Source organism: Microbispora bryophytorum (assembly GCF_043197435.1).
GTDB lineage: Bacteria > Actinomycetota > Actinomycetes > Streptosporangiales > Streptosporangiaceae > Microbispora > Microbispora bryophytorum.
In genome coordinates, this window is the sequence record NZ_JBICTF010000001.1 from 121,084 (window position 1) to 137,759 (window position 16,676).

16 protein-coding genes are annotated in these 16,676 nt (G+C 70.9%); 10 read left to right on the plus strand and 6 right to left on the minus strand.

The genetic code is table 11. The annotated features are described in order from the left end of the window. Nucleotides 1-55: 55 nt before the first annotated feature. Nucleotides 56-490 carry a hypothetical protein gene (locus ACGFIB_RS00545; RefSeq protein ID WP_393367562.1) on the plus strand — a complete coding sequence of 145 codons (435 nt, stop codon included), beginning with the start codon at nucleotides 56-58 and terminating at the stop codon, nucleotides 488-490. Between the two features lie 10 nt (nucleotides 491-500). On the opposite strand, the gene ACGFIB_RS00550 is transcribed toward ACGFIB_RS00545, so the two are convergent. Further along, nucleotides 501-836 (minus strand): DUF6458 family protein, encoded by a 336-nt coding sequence (locus ACGFIB_RS00550; protein ID WP_393367564.1) that lies wholly within the window; start codon nucleotides 834-836, stop codon nucleotides 501-503. Between the two features lie 118 nt (nucleotides 837-954). Here ACGFIB_RS00550 and ACGFIB_RS00555 point away from each other — a divergent pair, with 118 nt between their 5' ends. The 5 genes from ACGFIB_RS00555 to ACGFIB_RS00575 all read left to right on the plus strand — a co-directional run bounded on the left by ACGFIB_RS00555 (nucleotide 955) and on the right by ACGFIB_RS00575 (nucleotide 6,726). Next, entirely contained in the window at nucleotides 955-1,593 is a 639-nt protein-coding gene (locus ACGFIB_RS00555; protein ID WP_393367566.1) for a hypothetical protein, read from the plus strand. Next, nucleotides 1,590-2,474: a hypothetical protein gene (locus ACGFIB_RS00560; RefSeq protein ID WP_393367568.1), complete on the plus strand. Its 885-nt coding sequence runs from the start codon at nucleotides 1,590-1,592 to the stop codon at nucleotides 2,472-2,474. Before ACGFIB_RS00555 ends, ACGFIB_RS00560 begins: the two co-directional genes overlap by 4 nt. A gap of 7 nt (nucleotides 2,475-2,481) precedes the next feature. Then, nucleotides 2,482-2,676 (plus strand): hypothetical protein, encoded by a 195-nt coding sequence (locus ACGFIB_RS00565; RefSeq protein ID WP_142575565.1) that lies wholly within the window; start codon nucleotides 2,482-2,484, stop codon nucleotides 2,674-2,676. A gap of 307 nt (nucleotides 2,677-2,983) precedes the next feature. Next, a complete protein-coding gene (locus ACGFIB_RS00570) occupies nucleotides 2,984-4,717 on the plus strand; it encodes an ABC transporter ATP-binding protein (protein WP_393367571.1) in 1,734 nt (577 codons plus the stop codon). After that, complete coding sequence (locus tag ACGFIB_RS00575; protein ID WP_393367573.1) at nucleotides 4,714-6,726, plus strand: ABC transporter ATP-binding protein; 2,013 nt, start codon at nucleotides 4,714-4,716, stop codon at nucleotides 6,724-6,726. The genes ACGFIB_RS00570 and ACGFIB_RS00575 overlap by 4 nt, the downstream gene beginning before the upstream one ends. A 111-nt stretch (nucleotides 6,727-6,837) precedes the next feature. Here ACGFIB_RS00575 and ACGFIB_RS00580 read toward each other — a convergent pair whose 3' ends face one another. From ACGFIB_RS00580 to ACGFIB_RS00590, 3 genes are all read right to left on the minus strand, one after another. After that, nucleotides 6,838-8,136 (minus strand): NAD(P)/FAD-dependent oxidoreductase, encoded by a 1,299-nt coding sequence (locus tag ACGFIB_RS00580; RefSeq protein WP_142575562.1) that lies wholly within the window; start codon nucleotides 8,134-8,136, stop codon nucleotides 6,838-6,840. 9 nt (nucleotides 8,137-8,145) lie between these two features. Beyond that, nucleotides 8,146-8,568, minus strand: coding sequence for an ATP-binding protein (locus tag ACGFIB_RS00585; protein WP_357250356.1), 423 nt, complete (start codon nucleotides 8,566-8,568; stop codon nucleotides 8,146-8,148). 120 nt (nucleotides 8,569-8,688) lie between these two features. Further along, nucleotides 8,689-9,468 (minus strand): SigB/SigF/SigG family RNA polymerase sigma factor, encoded by a 780-nt coding sequence (locus ACGFIB_RS00590; RefSeq protein WP_142575560.1) that lies wholly within the window; start codon nucleotides 9,466-9,468, stop codon nucleotides 8,689-8,691. Nucleotides 9,469-9,655: 187 nt separating this feature from the next. Between ACGFIB_RS00590 and ACGFIB_RS00595 the strand changes: the two genes are divergently transcribed. Continuing rightward, nucleotides 9,656-10,012 carry an STAS domain-containing protein gene (locus tag ACGFIB_RS00595; RefSeq protein ID WP_357026507.1) on the plus strand — a complete coding sequence of 119 codons (357 nt, stop codon included), beginning with the start codon at nucleotides 9,656-9,658 and terminating at the stop codon, nucleotides 10,010-10,012. A gap of 123 nt (nucleotides 10,013-10,135) precedes the next feature. Here ACGFIB_RS00595 and ACGFIB_RS00600 read toward each other — a convergent pair whose 3' ends face one another. Continuing rightward, nucleotides 10,136-10,846 carry a GAF and ANTAR domain-containing protein gene (locus ACGFIB_RS00600; protein WP_142575558.1) on the minus strand — a complete coding sequence of 237 codons (711 nt, stop codon included), beginning with the start codon at nucleotides 10,844-10,846 and terminating at the stop codon, nucleotides 10,136-10,138. A gap of 97 nt (nucleotides 10,847-10,943) precedes the next feature. Between ACGFIB_RS00600 and ACGFIB_RS00605 the strand changes: the two genes are divergently transcribed. The 3 genes from ACGFIB_RS00605 (at nucleotide 10,944) to ACGFIB_RS00615 (ending at nucleotide 15,463) form a co-directional block, all read left to right on the plus strand. Then, entirely contained in the window at nucleotides 10,944-12,749 is a 1,806-nt protein-coding gene (locus ACGFIB_RS00605) for a SpoIIE family protein phosphatase (protein ID WP_357250359.1), read from the plus strand. 173 nt (nucleotides 12,750-12,922) lie between these two features. After that, nucleotides 12,923-13,975 (plus strand): glycosyltransferase, encoded by a 1,053-nt coding sequence (locus ACGFIB_RS00610; RefSeq protein ID WP_142575557.1) that lies wholly within the window; start codon nucleotides 12,923-12,925, stop codon nucleotides 13,973-13,975. A 90-nt stretch (nucleotides 13,976-14,065) separates the two neighbouring features. Continuing rightward, nucleotides 14,066-15,463: a hypothetical protein gene (locus ACGFIB_RS00615; protein WP_393367577.1), complete on the plus strand. Its 1,398-nt coding sequence runs from the start codon at nucleotides 14,066-14,068 to the stop codon at nucleotides 15,461-15,463. Between the two features lie 102 nt (nucleotides 15,464-15,565). Here the strand turns inward: ACGFIB_RS00615 and ACGFIB_RS00620 are convergent, their stop codons facing one another. Continuing rightward, on the minus strand, nucleotides 15,566-16,618 hold the full coding sequence (locus tag ACGFIB_RS00620; protein WP_357250365.1) for a PucR family transcriptional regulator: 1,053 nt from the start codon (nucleotides 16,616-16,618) through the stop codon (nucleotides 15,566-15,568). Nucleotides 16,619-16,676 lie beyond the last annotated feature (58 nt).

Sequence of the window (16,676 nt, forward strand, 5' to 3'; positions counted from 1 at the left end):
CAGTTTCCGCCCTCGTGCGTACACGAACCGCCCCGCTGGGCCTAGGCTGGCGATCATGGGGAGGAAGGCGCGCATCGACCAGGAAGAACTCGTCCGGCTGGCCGCCGACGGGTGGACCAACGCCCGTCTCGCCGAGCACTTCGGTGTCACGGAATCGGGTGTCCTGCAGGCGAAGCGAGCCGCCGGCCTGTCCAAGCCGATGACGGACCACAGCCGTGCCCTGCCCTGGAAGCTCCGGCGCGAGCACAGCCAGAGCGGCCCCGCCACCAATCTGCGAAACCTCTCCGCCGCGTCCCAGGGCCGCCAGGTCCCCAAGGACAGGCTCAATACCGCTCTACGCTGGGCGAACCGGCTGGTCGACAACGGGCTCGACATCGCCTACGACCCCGAGCGGGGCTTCCACGAGGTGCCCGCCGGGGACGACTCACACATCGCCCGGGTCCTCGCCGAGGTCCGCGAGGCCTCGGACGCGGCGGGCACCGCTCCCTGACCCGTACGGCTCACACACCGTCGCGCGGCAGGGGCGCGGTCTCCTCGCGTACGTGCACGTGACGCTCGTCCGGGTGGACGGCGGTGTGCGACTCGGTCTCCTGGACTCGGACGTGCGGATCGGCGGCCGGGTCCACGGTGTACATCATGTCCGGCTCGATGGTCTCCACCGTCTCCTCGGCCCGCGGGCGCCGGGTGTAGCGACCGGTCAGCACCATGCTGACGACCCCCACGGCCATGAGAATCCAGCCGATCATTTGCAGGTCGATTCCAGGAACGTCCCATTTGACGGCGAACGCGAGAACCGCGCCGACCGCGATGAAGGCGAGACTGGCCCCGAAGCCCATGGCTACCTCCTCTGCTGGTCAACCGCCCATTACCCGCAGAATCCACGATTACGCAAGGCGTAAAGGCCGTGTTCCCGGGCAGTGCGGATGAACAACGCATTCACCCCTGGAGGCAGATATGACCGCCGTAGCATGGGTGGCCGTCGTGATCGTCGCCGTGCTGGTGATCCTTGCAGTCGGCTACCTTGTGTCGGCACGTAACCGCCGGCGCCACCTGCAGGACCGTTTCGGGCCCGAGTACGAACGGACGGTGCGGGAGAGCGACAGCCGTAAAGAGGCCGAGCAGGAACTGCTCGCCCGCGAGGAGCGCCACGCCAAGCTGGACATCCGCCCGCTCAACCCGCAGACCCGGGAAGGGTACGCGAGGAAGTGGGCCGAGGTGCAGGAGCGGTTCGTGGACGCTCCCGGCTTCGCCGTGACCGAGGCCGACACGCTGGTCACCGCGGTGATGGCCGAGCGCGGCTATCCCACGGACGAGTTCGAGCAGCGTCTGAGCGACCTGTCGGTGGCCCACGCCGCCACGCTCGACCACTACCGCAACGCCCACGACATCAGCAGCCGCGCCGCCCGGCAGGAGGCCACCACGGAAGAACTCCGCCAGGCCATGGTCCACTACCGCGCGCTGTTCCACGAGCTTCTCGGCGACGGCGACGACGCCGACGTTGCTCCGAACAACCACAACGGTGCCCTCGCCGACGGCCATGACGGCGCCTCGATGAGCGGCCACCACGCGAACGTACGAAAGGCGGGGCGATGACCATGCGGACGAACAAGTACGACGAGCGCGACAAGGTCGCCGAGCAGCCGACTCCCGAGACCCCCGAGCCCCTGGAGGAGGAGGCCCGCCGAGAGAGTGCCGTCGCGGACGCCGGGCGGGACGAGCACGAGGGCCCCGGTCCGGTCTACTCCCCCAGCGACGCGTACACCGCCGGGTATTCGGACGGCACCGCACGCGACGCCGAGGACCGCACGTACCCGCAGGACACGACACCGGAACCCGGCGGTGACGCGGAGACGGACGCGACAACCGACGCGGACGGCACCTCCCGCTTCCGCGAGCCGTACGAGCAGGCGGGCGACGACGTCCTCACGTCGCCCCAGACCGGCGGCAGGCACACGGCCGAGGGCGACCGCCTCGTCGCGGACGGCCGTGCGGACGACTTCACCGAGCCCGGCACCCGGCCGGGTCCGTCCGACGACGACGCGACCGGCGCGTACGACGCCTACGGCGACGACGCGGACCGCGACCCTGAGACGGACGGCACCGGCCACACCCGGGACGGTGTGACCGCTCTGGACACCACGACTTCCGAGGACGCCACCACGCCCGCCACTGCCGGCGCCGCCGTCGACGGTCCGGTGAACTACCCCGCCACCACCCCGGCCTCCGGCACGGCGTCCTTCCTGGACGAGACGCTGGACAGCCGGTGGCGCGAGGTCAAGACGGGCTTCGTCGACGATCCCCGTCAGTCGGTCGAGCAGGCGGACGCGCTCGTGGAGGAGGCCCTGTCGGCCCTCACCACCCGCCGGCAGGCGCTGCTCGACCAGTGGAAGGACAACGAGCGGGGCGACACCGAGGCGCTGCGCCTGGCCCTGCACGAGTACCACGCGTTACTTGCCCACCTGACCCGGAAGTGAGGGAACAATGCTCGCCATCGCCGCGGCGGTCGTCTTCGGGATCGCCTTTCTCCTTGACCTCCTCAACGCGAGCATCGGCATCGGCCTGACCGCGCTGCTCGCCCTCGGCCTGTGCCTGCTGGCTTTGCACCAGGCCGGCATCGGCACCGCCGGGGTGAACTCCTGGCGCGGCGGCTGGCGCGGCGGACGCGTCCGTCGCTGACCCCGCGGCCGGACGCCTCCCCAGAAAACCCAGCCCGGACAACGCAGCCTGGAATCCCCCGGACAACACAGGCCGGAAAAACGCGAAGCGGTCTCGTGGGAGCACTTTCTCCCGCGAGACCGCAGCAGCGTATGCCGGCGAAAACTCGCCCGCCCCGCCCGACGTCCCTCGTGCGGCATCGCGCAGGAGGCCGGCGCCGATGCGCTGTCCGCTCCTGCCGAAAAATCATGCGTGAACGAGCTAGCTGCTCATATAGCGTGTTCGGCATGATTTTGCCCTCCCCGCGGCGCTCCCCTGGACCACGGCCGTGCTGAGCCGCCTGCTCCGCACGTATCTGCGCCCCTACTCGCCCGCGCTGACGGCGGTGGTGCTGTTCCAGCTCGTCGGCACGATCGCCTCCCTCTACCTGCCCAGCCTGAACGCCGACATCATCGACCAGGGGGTGGCCACCGGCGACACCGGCTACATCCTGGCCACCGGCGGCTGGATGCTGACCGTGTCCCTCGTGCAGATCGCCTGCTCGATCGCGGCGGTCTATCACGGTGCCCGGGTGGCGGCGGGGTTCGGCCGGGACGTCCGGTCGGCGGTCTTCCACCGCGTGAGCGGCTTCTCCCAGCGGGAGGTCGCCGAGTTCGGGGCTCCGTCGCTGATCACCCGCAACACCAACGACGTGCAGCAGATCCAGATGCTCGTGGTGATGACCTGCACGATGCTGGTCGCCGCGCCCATCATGGGGGTCGGCGGCATCATCATGGCTCTGCGTCAGGACGTCGGGCTGTCGTGGCTCATGCTGGTCTGCGTCCCGGTGCTGCTGGTCTCGATCGGGCTGATCGTCTTCCGCATGGTCCCGCAGTTCCGCGCCATGCAGACCCGCATCGACGTGGTGAACCAGGTGCTCCGCGAACAGCTTTCCGGCATTCGCGTGGTGCGGGCCTTCGTCCGGGAGCGTGAGGAGATCCACCGGTTCGCGCAGGCGAACGACGAGCTGACCGGGACGGCGCTGCGCGTCGGGCGGCTGACCGCGCTCATCTTCCCCACCGTGATGCTGATCCTCAACGCCTCCAGCGTCGCCGTGCTGTGGTTCGGCGCCGCCCGGGTGGACAGCGGCGAGATGCAGGTGGGCGCCCTCACGGCGTTCCTCATGTACCTGATGCAGATCCTCATGTCGATGATGATGGCCACCTTCATCTCGATCATGATTCCGCGCGCCGCGGTCTGCGCGGAGCGCATCGCCGAGGTGCTGGACACCGAATCGTCGGTGCGCCCACCCGAGCGTCCCGTACGGCAGGTGGACCGCCGGGCCGACCTGGAGCTGCGTGACGTCGAGTTCCGCTATCCGGGCGCGCAGGCGCCGGTGTTGTCCGGTGTCTCCTTCCGCGTGACCGCGGGACGGACCACCGCGATCATCGGCAGCACCGGGTCGGGGAAGACGACCCTGCTCTCCCTGGTGCCCCGGCTGTTCGACGCGACCTCCGGCGCCGTGCTGATCGACGGCGCCGACGTGCGCGACCTCGACCCCCAGATGCTCTGGACGCGCATCGGGCTGGTGCCGCAGAAGCCGTATCTGTTCACCGGCACCGTGGCGAGCAACCTGCGGTACGGCAACCCGGACGCCACCGACGAGGAGCTGTGGCAGGCGCTGGAGATCGCCCAGGCCCGCGACTTCGTCGAGGCCATGCCCGAGGGGCTGCAGGCGCCGATCGCCCAGGGCGGCACAAACGTGTCCGGCGGGCAGCGCCAGCGCCTGTCCATCGCCCGCGCGCTGGTCGCCGAACCCGAGATCTATCTGTTCGACGACTCGTTCTCGGCACTCGACCTGACCACCGACGCCAGGCTGCGCGCCGCGCTGCGCCCGCACACGGCCGACGCCGCCGTGGTGATCGTCGCCCAGCGGGTCTCGACCATCGCCGACGCCGACCAGATCGTCGTCCTGGACGACGGCGTCGTCGTCGGCATCGGCACCCATGACGAACTGCTCGATTCCTGCCCGACGTACGTCGAGATCGTCGAGTCCCAACTGACCGCGGGGAGTGCGGTATGAGCGACCGGCCCACGGCACGGCCCACAGCACCGGTGCGACCGCGGCCCGCCGGAGGCGGCGGTTTCGGGCCCTTCGGCCGCGGGCAGATGCCGGCGGAGAAGTCGATGAACTTCGGCCCCTCCGTCCGGCGGCTGCTGCGCCGGTTGAGCCCAGAACGGCCGAGGCTCCTGGCCGTGATCGCCCTCGCCGTGATCAGCGTGGTGTTCTCCGTCATCGGGCCGAAGCTGCTCGGCCGCGCGACCGACCTGATCTTCAGTGGTGTGATCGGCGGACGGCTGCCCGCGGGAACGACCAAGGAGCAGGCCGTACAGGGACTGCGCGCCTCGGGCCACGGCGACTTCGCCGACATGGTCGCGGGGATGGACCTCGTCCCCGGTCAGGGCATCGACTTCGGTGCGCTGGCCACGGTCCTGACCTGGGTGCTGGTGCTGTATGTCGCGGCGTCGCTGTTCATGTGGCTGCAGGGCCGGCTGCTCAACGACGTGACGCAGCGGACGGTGTTCCGCCTCCGGGCCGACGTCGAGGACAAACTGCACCGGCTCCCGCTGAGGTTCTTCGACGGCCAGCCGCGCGGCGAACTGCTCAGCCGGGTCACCAACGACATCGACAACGTGTCCCAGACCCTGCAGCAGACGCTGAGCCAGCTGCTGACCTCGCTGCTCACCGTGATCGGCGTGCTGGTCATGATGTTCGTGATCTCGCCGCTGCTCGCGGTGATCGCGCTGGTGACGATCCCGGTCACGATGGTCGTCACCGGGCAGATCGCCAAGCGCTCGCAGAAGCAGTTCGTCGCCCAGTGGGCCCACACCGGCACGCTGAATGCCCACATCGAGGAGGCGTTCACCGGTCACGAGCTCGTGAAGGTCTTCGGGCGGGGCCCGGAGGTCGAGCAGGTGTTCCGGGAGCGGAACGAGGCCCTGTACAAGGCGAGCTTCGGCGCCCAGTTCATCTCCGGGATCATCATGCCGACGATGATGTTCATCGGGAACCTCAACTACGTCGCCATCGCGGTCGTCGGCGCCGTACGGGTCGCCGGCGGATCGATGAGCCTGGGCGACGTCCAGGCGTTCATCCAGTACTCCCGGCAGTTCACCCAGCCGCTGACGCAGGTCGCCTCGATGGCCAACCTGCTGCAGTCGGGGGTCGCCTCCGCCGAGCGGGTCTTCGAGCTGCTGGACGCCGAGGAGCAGGAGCCCGACCCGGCCGACCCGGCGCTGCCCGCCATCCGGAGGGGGCGCGTCGAGTTCGAGCACGTGTCCTTCAGGTACGACCCCGAGCAGCCCCTCATCGAGGACCTGTCGCTGGTGGCCGAGCCCGGGCACACGATCGCGATCGTCGGCCCGACCGGCGCGGGGAAGACCACGCTGGTCAACCTGATCATGCGCTTCTACGAGCTGGACGCGGGCCGCATCACCCTCGACGGCGCGGACATCACGGCGATGCGCCGCGAGGACCTGCGTTCCCAGATCGGCATGGTGCTCCAGGACACCTGGCTGTTCGGCGGGACGATCCGCGACAACATCGCCTACGGCAACCCCGGGGCCACCGAGGAGGAGATCCAGGCGGCGGCACGGGCGACGTACGTCGACCGGTTCGTCCGCACCCTTCCCGACGGGTACGACACCGTGATCGACGCGGAGGGCGGCAACATCAGCGCCGGCGAGAAGCAGCTGCTGACCATCGCCCGCGCCTTCCTCGCCAACCCGTCCCTGCTCATCCTGGACGAGGCGACCAGCTCGGTCGACACTCGCACCGAGGTCCTGGTGCAGCACGCGATGGCCGCGCTCCGCAGCGACAGGACCAGCTTCGTCATCGCCCACCGGCTGTCCACCATCCGCGACGCCGACCTCATCCTGGTGATGGAGGCCGGGAGCATCGTCGAGCACGGCACCCACGACGAACTGCTCGCCGCCCGGGGCGCCTACCACCGGCTCTACTCGGCCCAGTTCAACGGGACACTGATCGCCGGGGCTTTAGCCGGCGACGACACCCCCACAGAAGTGGGCTGAGGAGTGCCGCGTGGCCTCGGGCCACGCGGCACTCCCCCGGGCGGGTCACCCGGCATCTCCCAGTCACACTGCGTCTCCCGCCGTGGGTCACCGGGCATCTCCCACCGTGGGTCACGAGCGGGCCGACAGGGTGAACTCCTTGCGCGGCTCCTCGATGGCCCCCAGCGAGATGATCTCCCGGGGGAAGAAGAGCCCGAGGGTCCAGTCCATGAGGATCCGGGTCTTCTTGTTGAAGGTCGGCATCCGCGTCAGGTGATAGGTGCGGTGCATGAACCAGGCGGGGAAGCCGCGAAGCTCCCGGCCGTAGATCTGCGCGACCCCCTTGTAGAGTCCCAGGCTCGCCACCGACCCCGCGTACTTGTGCCGGTACGGCCGCTGGGAGTGTCCCCGCAGCGCCGCGAGCAGGTTGTCGGCCAGCGTCTTGGCCTGCCGTACGGCGTGCTGGGCGTTGGGCGGGCAGAACTCGCCCGGCCGGGTGAGGTCGGGGACGGCGGCGCAGTCGCCCGCGGCGAAGGCGAAGCCGGTGTCGTGCACGCGCAGGCAGGGATCGACCCTGATCCTGCCCTTCTTGTCCAGCGGCAGGTCGCCGGCGCCGACCAGCGGGTTGGGCTTGACACCCGCCGTCCAGACGAGGGTGTCGGCGTCGAACTCCTCGCCGTCGCTCAGCACGATGCGGCGGCCCTCCGCGGACTTCAGCAGCGTGCCCATGCGGACCTCGATGCCGCGTGCGCGCAGCTGCAGGACCGTCCACTTGCCCATGTCGGGGCCCACCTCGGGCAGGATGCGGTCGGTGGCCTCGACCAGGATCCAGCGCATGTCCTCGCGGGACAGCCCCTCGAAGTACTTGAGCGCGTCCGCCGCCATGTCCTCCAGCTCGGCCAGGGCCTCCACCCCGGCGTAGCCGCCGCCGACGAAGACGAAGGTGAGGGCCTTGCGGCGGACCTCCGGGTCCGGCGTGGACGCGGCGATGTCGAGGCGGCCGAGCACGTGGTTGCGCAGGGCGATGGCCTCTTCGATGGTCTTGAAGCCGATGCCGTGCTCGGCCAGGCCGGGCACCGGCAGCAGCCGTGAGATCGAGCCCGGCGCGACGACCAGGTAGTCGTAGTCGATGGTGAGGTCCGGGCCCTGGTGCGGGGTGAACTCCGCCTTGCGGTCGCCCAGCCGCACCTGGGTGACCCGCCCGCTGAGGATCTGGCACTTGTTCAGCACCCGCCTGAGCGGGACGACGACGTGCCGCGCCTCGATGCTCCCCGCGGCCGCCTCCGGCAGGAAGGGCTGGTAGGTCATGTAGGAGTCGAGGTCCGCGACGGTCACGAGCGCCTCGCCGCGGCGGAGCCTGCGCTGCAGGCGGAGTGCGGTGTACATGCCGACGTATCCGCCGCCGACGATCAGAATCCGTGGGACAGCCATGGCTGTCCCCTACCCCTGCCCAACGCGGAAACGCATCGTCACGGTTGTTCCGCCGGGACCGGTGGTGACGTGGAGGTCGCTGCTCAGCATGCGCGCGACCCACAGCCCCATGCCGCTGGTCGCGTCCTCCGGAGGCGGGTCGTGGCCCGGCTCGCCCTCAAGACGCCACTCCGGGCCGTCGTCGTGCACGGCGACCACCAGGGCCGGCCCCTCGCTCCAGATGGTCAGCCGCGCCTTCGTCGACCCGTGGGTGACGGCGTTGGTGGTGACCTCGTTGAGCGCGACGAGGAAGTCGCCGATCGCGTCCTCCCGCATACCGCGACGCAGCGCCTCGGCGGCGGCGTACTCCCGCAGATCGGGCAGATCGGCTAAGGAGAATGCACACTCCCTTGCCGCTCTGGTGACGTGCGCGGGAACGCCGTCATCTTTCACCCGGTACACGCCTCCCGCCGGAAATCTGGCCGTCTCAGGATCTATGGGCTGTGGGCAGGACGAAGATACCCCGGGACACCGCCTTGGCACAGACGGTGTCCCGGGCGTCGTCGCATCCTCTCATCCCGCGACAAGCTCCGCCCGGAGCTGGTCGAGGGTCTTGCGGAGGATCCGTGAGACGTGCATCTGCGATATGCCGAACTCCGCCGCGATCTCGGCCTGCGTCATGTTGCCGTAGAAACGCAGCAGGAGGATGTTCTTCTCCCGCTCGGGGAGAAGGTCGAGGAGAGGCTTCAACGCCTCGCTGTCCACCAGGGTGTCGAGCGCGTCGTCCTCTTCGGGGATCACGTCGCCGAGGGCGGCGGCGTCGTCGTCGGCGCCGATCGGCGCGTCGAGGGAGAGGGTGCTGTACGCCGAGGAGGCGTCCATGGTGAGGAGCATGTCCTCCTCGGACAGACCCATCTTCTTGGCGAGCTCGGCGACGGTGGGGAACCGGCCCAGCTCCTGGGTCATGTCGGCGACGTGCCGGTTGAGCTCGGCCCGGCGCTCCTGGTAGAGGCGGGGCACCCGGACGGCCCAGGTGCGGTCCCGGAAGTGCCGCTTGACCTCGCCCGTCATGGTGACCATGGCGTACCCGCGGAAGCTGTGGCCCAGCGTGGGGTCGTAGCCGTTGATGGCCTTCATGAGGCCGACGTACGCGGCCTGGAGAAGGTCTTCCATCGGCTCGCCGCGGTTGAGGTACCGCCGGGCGATGTCCCTCGCCATCGGACGGTGCATTTCTACGATCTTCTCGCGGAGGCGTTCCCGCCGCTCCTCGGACAGTCCGTCCACGGCCAGCTCGGCCAGGAGCTCTTCGGCGGTCGGATTGCTGACGGTCTCTGCACGAACCTCGGCAGCCATCTGCGCAGTCCCCTCGTATTTTTCTCGCGAGGGCGCCTGTGCGCTGGGGTGACCAAGCAGAAGGCGCGCCTCGCTACAGTGTCGAGACGAGGCCCTCTGCTGGACCTCTGCTTCAGTATATTGCCGCAAAATCAGGAGTATCACCACCCCTTCTGCACCAGTAATGTTGCCGAAGAGGAGGCGCGAGGTGTCTAACAACGGACTGCTGTCCCTGACGTCCAGTATGGCGGGGGACATCGTGGTGATCCATGTGAACGGTGTCCTCGACGCCACGACACGTGAGCAGTTCTCGGACTATCTGGACGCCGCGGCGGACGACCACGGCCCCGACATGATCCTTGACCTGGGCGGCGTGACGTTCATGGACTCCCGCGCGCTGGGCCTGATCGTGCACAACTGGCAGCGCTCGACCACGGCCGGCGGCAACTTCGCGCTGATCTCCGTGCAGTACCCCAACTCCAAGGTGATGTGGGTCACGGGACTGTCGGAGCGGCTGCCGCTGTTCGACACCCTCGACGAGGCCCTGGCCGCGTTCGCCGTCTGAATCCGCCACTTCACACCGCGTCCCCCGCATCTTGCCGCCGCCCCGCGGGGGCACTTCACGCCGCCCCGCGCCGCCGCGCCCGCTGCCACCCCTGCCGGCCACGGCCCGCGCGTACGGCTCCGCTCAGGCCGGGGGCGCTCCCCCGTGCTTCTGCTGGTGCTCGGTCACCAGGAGCTTGGCGAGGTCGGCCACCTTGACCTGGTGATGCTGCGACACCCGTCTGAGCTCATCGAACGCCTCCTCGGCGGAGCAGCCGCTCTTCGACATGATGATGCCCTTGGCCTGGTCGATCACCGACCGGCCCGCCAGGGCCTCCTGCATCTGCGCCGCGCCGGTCAGGACGTCGTCGAACTCCCAGATGTTGGCCAGCGCCACGGTGACCTGCTCGCGCAGCAGGGCCATGAGTGAGCCGCCGGAGCTGAACACGCCGGGGCGCACGCCGTACAGGCCGATGATCGCGACGGCTCCCTCCACGGCGATCGGCACCACGAGGACCGAGCGCACCCCGTGCCGCACGGCGGTGGCGGCGTAGCGGGACCAGCGGGATTCGCGCATCACGTCGGGGATCGTCACCGAACGCCCGGTGGACAGCGCCTCCCTCGAAGGGCCCTCGCGCAGGTCGCGCTCTCGATCGATCAGCACGGTGAGCTCGCTGTGGGAGGCGGCGAGCAGCACGCGCTCCTCCATCCACAGCTCGGCGGTGCCGCCGGCGCAGCCGGGCACGCCGCGCGCGACCGCCTCGGTGATGCCGCGCAGAACGCCCTCGGCCGACGTGCCCCCCGTCACACGGCCCAGCGCCGCGAGGTCACGCGCGAGAATGGATGTCGTCTCCATGGTAGAAAGACCGTTCCCATAGTTTTCGGGTTAATCCAGGCTGGATCGATTAGACCCGGGGTTTGGCGTAGCGTCTACGTCGAGAGAGGGAGGCAGCTTGCCCGACACCGCCGAGCTCGAGCGCGCGTTGAGCGGGCTCGCCGACCGCATCGCCACCCTACGGGACGATCCCGATCCAGGTGCGATGCTACGGGAGCTGGACGCCGCCGAGGAACTGGTCCGCAAGGCCCTGAGCGAGCTGGCGCGCAGCCGCAGGCGCAGGGACGGCGGCAGCCAGCGCGAGCAGAAGCTGCTGCGCCAGGTGTTCCGCGCACTGCCGATCCCTGTGATCATCATGGACACGGGCGGCACGGTGCGCCGTATCAACAACGAGACCACGCGCCTGCTCGGCAGCCCGGCCGGCTACCTCATCGGCCGCGCCTTCCCCCTGCTCGTCGACGTGACCGCCCGGGCCGCGTTCCGGCAGCGCCTCGCCGCCGTCCTCCACGGCGACGACAGCGCCTCGTTCCAGACCCGGCTGGCCCACCAGGGGCGCGCCCACACCGTGCGGCTGGTGCTGAGCCGCCTGCGCATGCCGGGCGAGCCGCAGGAGATGATCGCCGGGGTCGTGCTGCCCACCGAGGTCCAGCTGCCCGAGCCCGCCGTACAGGCGGGTGTGCCCGACGACGCCGCGGTCCTGGCGGCGGCCAGGCGGCACGAACTGCTGTCGCGGCTGACCGGCCTACTGCTGGACGAGGAGAGCCTGCGCGAGCCCGTCGCCCTGCTGCGGGCCGCCCGCCTGCTGGCGGCGGAGACGGCCGACTGGGTGATCGCGGACGTCGCCAGGGACGGCGACCTGGTCCGGTCGGTCGTCATCGGCCCGAGTGACCAGCCGGTCGGGCGGCTGCAGCGGACGGTCGAGGAGGCCCCGCCGGCGCTGGCCCCGGTCGTGGAGCAGGTGATGACCACGCAGAGCGGTGTCGTCCACGAGATGCTGACCGACGACTCCCTGCTCGGCGGCGACGTGCTTCAGGCGATGCGGGCGGGCTCGCTGCTCAGCGTGCCGATCCGCACCGAGGGCGAGGCGCGCGGCGTGCTCACGCTGGTGCGGCTGCGCGACCGGCCGCCGTTCGGCCTGGCCGACCTGGGCCTGATGGAGGAGATCGGCCTGCACCTCGGCCTGGCGATGCGGGCCCAGCAGGGGTTCCAGCGCCGGGCGCAGGCCGCCGACACCCTGCAGACCGGCGTGCTCCCCCGCACGCTCCCCGAAATCCCCGGCTTCGAGATCGCCGCCGCCTACCACCGCGGCTCCGGCATACGCGCCATCGGCGGCGAGTTCTACGACGTGTTCCCCGTCAAGAACGGATGGGGCTTCGTGATCGGCAGCGCGGCGGGACGCGGCGAGGAGGCGGCCTCCGTTACCGCCATCGTCCGCAACGGCCTGCGCGTGCTGAGCGTGTGGGAGGACGACCCCGGGCAGGCCCTGAGCAAGGTCAGCGACGCCCTCGTCGCGCAGAACACGGGCCTGTTCGTGATGGCCGCCGCGGGCTTCGTCCGGGGTCGCAAGGTGCGGCTCGCCTCCGCGGGGCACCATCCCACGGCGCTGATCCAGCCGGGCGGCGGCGTCAGGTTCTCCGAGGGCGGCGGCGTCCCCCTGGGCTTCGAGGAGGGCTCGGTCCCCCCGACGGAGGAGCTCACGCTGTCGCCGGGGGAGACGCTCGTGCTGTACAGCGACGGCCTGGTGGGCGCGCAGAGCCCCGCCGGGGACAACTACGGCGAGCAGCGGCTCACCGAGGCCCTCGCCCGCTGCGCCGGGCAGCCCCCGAGCGCGGTCGTCAAGGCCATCGAGGAGGACCACCGGGCCTTCTGCGGCAGCCACGCGGTCGACGAGATCACCGTCCTCACGCTGCGCCGGCCCCGCTGACGGGAGTGGAACCGCGGGAGTCGGGCCCACGGGAGTCGGGCCCACGGGAGTCGGCCCGATTTTTCCCGATTAGGTGTTTAGCGCGAATCAGAGTAAGGTAAACATCATCTACATCGAACGTGCCTAAGACGCAGGCACACCCTTTCAGACGCCTTCCTGTCTTGAGGTGTGCCATGGATATCGCAATCGTCTCCGCGCACGAGCTGACTCCCGACACTCCCGCCATCGCCCGCGAGCTGGGCCGGGGCCACCGGGTGACGGTCTACACCCGCTCGAAGGTCCGGGGGGACGGCGTCGAGCACGTGCCCGCCGGACCCGATGTGGAGCTGTCGGAAAGCGACCTCCTCCCGTACATCTCGGACTTCAGCGACGGCCTGCGCCGCAGGTGGCGGGAGCACCGCCCGGACATCATCCACGCCTACTCGTGGTCCAGCGGCCTGGCCGCCATCGCCGGGTCCGAGGGCCTGGGCGTGCCGGTCACCCAGACCTTCCACAGTCACTACGACGACGCCCGGAGCGCCGCGCCCGTGCGGCGGCTGGAGTGCGCGATCGGCCGCCGGGCCAGGGCCGTGATCGCCGCCTGCGCCGACGAGGAGTCCGAACTGATCCGGATGGGCGTGCCGCGCCGCAACATCTCGGTCATCCCGCACGGCGTGGACATCGAGCGCTTCCGCCGTCAGGGCCCGGCCTTCCCGAGGGGCGAGCGGCCCCGCCTCCTCCACGTGGGACACGTGGGCGCCGACTGGGCCGTGCACGCCCTGCGGGCCGTGCCGGACGCCGAGCTCGTGATCGCGGGCGGCGACGACCAGAGCGTCGAGCGGCTGCGCGCCCTCGCCGGGGAGCACGGCGTGACCGACCGCGTGGAGATGCTCGGCATGGTTCCGCACACCGCGATGCCCAAGCTCATGCGCAGCGCCGACCTGGTGCTGTCGCTGCCGCCGACCGTCCCCACGGGCACGGCCGCGCTGGAGGCCATGGCCTGCGGCATTCCGGTCATCGCCTCGGCCACCGGGGCGCACCTCGACTCGGTGGTGGACGGCGTGACCGGATTCCTGACCCGGCCCGACCGCCCGCTGGAGATCGCCCACCGGATCCGCCGCCTGCTCGGCGACGCCACCCTGCGCACGGCCATCGGCTACGCGGCCGCCGACCGCGCCCGTTCCCGCTATTCGGTCGAGCGAATCAGCATGGAACTGCTCCGCGTTTACGAGAAGACCTGCGCGTAAAGGCAAGCGATATTACCGGATATAGGCCGTTAACTGAGTGAATTCTTGTGATTAACTCGGCTCATGTCACGTCATGGGCCTGGTTTAGCGGTGGCGGCGGCGATGCTCATCGCCGCCGCCACGGCGTGTTCAAACGGGGACTCCACGAAGGTGTTCAACGCCGGGAACGAGTCCACCGCACAAGGGTCGGCGTCCTCCCCCGGTTCTCCCGGCGCGCCGCCGGGCAACGCGAACGCGGCGGGGCTGAGCGCGACGCAGACCGCCACCGCGGCCGCCGCACCCGCCGGCGCATTGGCCGGGGCATCCGCCGGCGAGGACTCCGGCCGGAAGGGCGAGGAGGCCGCGGACGCGATCGGCGACACCACGGTCGCGGAGAAGATCGGCGACATCGCCGCGGCCCCGTCGCCGCGCCCCTCCCCCCTTCCGTCTCCCGGCCTCTCGTCCGGCCCGCGGGCGACGCCCGCACCCACGACCGGAACCGAGACCGAGCCGCCGATGCGGCTCGCGCAGCCCGTGCGCACCGCCGACCGGCCGGTCGTGGTGAACGCCATCGAACCGGAAGACGTGCCCCGGGCGGATCGCTCACCCGCCCAGGCCACCCCCGGAGGCGCGAACGGGGCCGGGCGGCAGTCCTCCCCGCCGCCGCGTGCGCCCTCCCCCACACCGCGTGCGCCCTCGGCCACGCCGCTGCCCCCGTCCGCCACGCCGCTGCCGCCAGCCGGCGCCTCCGCCGCCGGTTGGGGCGACCCGGCCCTGGCCGAGGACTTCGGCGGGCAGGCGCTGCGCCTGGCCGGGGGTGCCGGCGCGGACCTGTCCGGAACGCCGGTCCAGCAGTACGGCCGCTGGGAGATCCGCCTGCGGGCCGAGCAGGGCGCGCTTCCCGTCGCGCTGCTGCAGTCCGCCCAGTCGGGCGCCGCCCAGGACGGAAACGCGCGGCGGGGCGCCGGCTCCCGAACCGGAAGCTCCCGAACCGGCGACTCCCGATACGAACGCTCCCAGCCCGGGGAATCGCGATACGGCGCCTCACGGTATGGCGATTCGCGGTACGACGCCTCGCGCTCTGACGATTCGCGCTCTGACGATTCATGGCGCGACGACTCGGAATACGCCGGGCCGCAGGACGGCGTCTCGCAGTTCGGCCGGACGCACGGCGCGGGGACGCACGGCGCGGGGACGGAGAACGCCCAGACGGAGGACGCGGCGATCGGCGTGGCCGGCATCGCGGGCGGGCGGCGCGCGGAGCTCTCCGTCCGGCAGGGCCGCGAACTGGCCAGAGCCGAACTGGGGACCGACCTCACCCAGTGGCACACGGTCGCCGTCGACTGGCTCCCCGGCCGGGTGACGTTCTGGCTGGACGGCAGGCAGGTGTGGAACTACACCGGCCCCTACGTCCCCCGGTCCCAGATGGGCCTGGTGCTGCGCAACGACGCCTCCGGCGGCACGGTCTATGTCGACTCGGTGCGGGTCTACCGGGCTCCGCAGCGGTAGCCCTCCGAAGATCCCGGACGCGGGACGGTGACGCCGGACCGTGACGCCGGACGGTGACGCCGGACGGTGACGCCGGACGGAGACGCGTGACAGGTGTGAGCGTCACGCGTGGCTTGCGAGCAGGGCCGCCTTCAGCGACAGATGGAGCAGCAGGCGGTCCTCCCCGTCGGCGAGGTCGAGCCCCGTGAGGTGCCCCGCCTTGCCCAGGCGGTAGTACAGCGTCTGCCGGTGCACGCCCAGCGCCGCCGCCGTCTCCTTGACCTGCCCGGCGTGATCGAGGTAGGCCTCCACGCTCGCCGCGATCCTGGGCGTGAGGGCGGCCGACTCGGCGGCGAGGTCGGCCAGCTCGCGCGGGGACAGACGGGCCAGCAGCCGGTAGACGCCGAGCGCGCCCCAGTCGGCCACCGGGGCGTGCCGCTCGACGTGCTCGGCCACCCGCAGCGCCAGCAGCGCCTCCTGCCAGCTCTGCCACGCCTCCCCGGGATCATCGCGCGGGCCCCCGACTCCGGCGGCCAGGCCGTACAGGCCGTGCAGGAGGCGCGCGACGTGCGCGGCCTGCGCGGCGGGCGCCAGCACCGCGAGCAGCGGCGCGTTCACCGCCGTGTCGGTCACCTCCGGGTCGGCCAGCACGCCGCGCGGCAGCGCGCGCGGCGGTCCGGACGCCTCCGCGGGCGTCCGCACGGCCACCGCCGTCACCGGTCCCTCGACGTTCATCCGGGCGGTGGCGCGGACCGCGGGGTCGGCCGAGAAGAACTGGCGCAGCGGGGCGTGCCGGCCGCGTGCCTGCGTGGCCAGCAGCGCGGCGGCCCTGCTCACCAGCGGCGCGACGGTGGCCAGGCGCTCGTCGGTGAGCGCCCCCGATTCGAGGGCCCACAGGTAGCCGTAGGTCACCCCGCCATGCCGCAGCGGCACGCACACGCGACCGAGCAGGCCGGGCAGCCCGGGGATGCGCACCGGGCCCGTCGCGGTCGCGATGCCGTACGCCTCGAAGTGGGCGCGCACCTCGTCGGAGGCGTGCCGGCGCAGGATCGACTCCTGCCGCACACGGTCGATGTCCCCGCTCTGCGCGCCGTACGCCAGCAGGTTGAACGAGCGGTCCTCCAGCGTCACGGAGGCGTCCAGCAGCCGGGAGATCTCATCGACGATGTCTTGCATGCTGACATTCTTGTGCATTTGTCGAAAAATGCTGTGGCGGATGTCCGTGGAACTTCTG

Coding starts and splice junctions, on each gene's coding strand:
- ACGFIB_RS00545 (WP_393367562.1), top strand. CDS start 56: ATGGGGAGGAAGGCGCGCATCGACCAGGAAGAACTCGTCCGGCTGGCC.
- ACGFIB_RS00550 (WP_393367564.1), bottom strand. CDS start 836: ATGGGCTTCGGGGCCAGTCTCGCCTTCATCGCGGTCGGCGCGGTTCTC.
- ACGFIB_RS00555 (WP_393367566.1), top strand. CDS start 955: ATGACCGCCGTAGCATGGGTGGCCGTCGTGATCGTCGCCGTGCTGGTG.
- ACGFIB_RS00560 (WP_393367568.1), top strand. CDS start 1,590: ATGACCATGCGGACGAACAAGTACGACGAGCGCGACAAGGTCGCCGAG.
- ACGFIB_RS00565 (WP_142575565.1), top strand. CDS start 2,482: ATGCTCGCCATCGCCGCGGCGGTCGTCTTCGGGATCGCCTTTCTCCTT.
- ACGFIB_RS00575 (WP_393367573.1), top strand. CDS start 4,714: ATGAGCGACCGGCCCACGGCACGGCCCACAGCACCGGTGCGACCGCGG.
- ACGFIB_RS00580 (WP_142575562.1), bottom strand. CDS start 8,136: ATGGCTGTCCCACGGATTCTGATCGTCGGCGGCGGATACGTCGGCATG.
- ACGFIB_RS00590 (WP_142575560.1), bottom strand. CDS start 9,468: ATGGCTGCCGAGGTTCGTGCAGAGACCGTCAGCAATCCGACCGCCGAA.
- ACGFIB_RS00600 (WP_142575558.1), bottom strand. CDS start 10,846: ATGGAGACGACATCCATTCTCGCGCGTGACCTCGCGGCGCTGGGCCGT.
- ACGFIB_RS00610 (WP_142575557.1), top strand. CDS start 12,923: ATGGATATCGCAATCGTCTCCGCGCACGAGCTGACTCCCGACACTCCC.
- ACGFIB_RS00620 (WP_357250365.1), bottom strand. CDS start 16,618: ATGCAAGACATCGTCGATGAGATCTCCCGGCTGCTGGACGCCTCCGTG.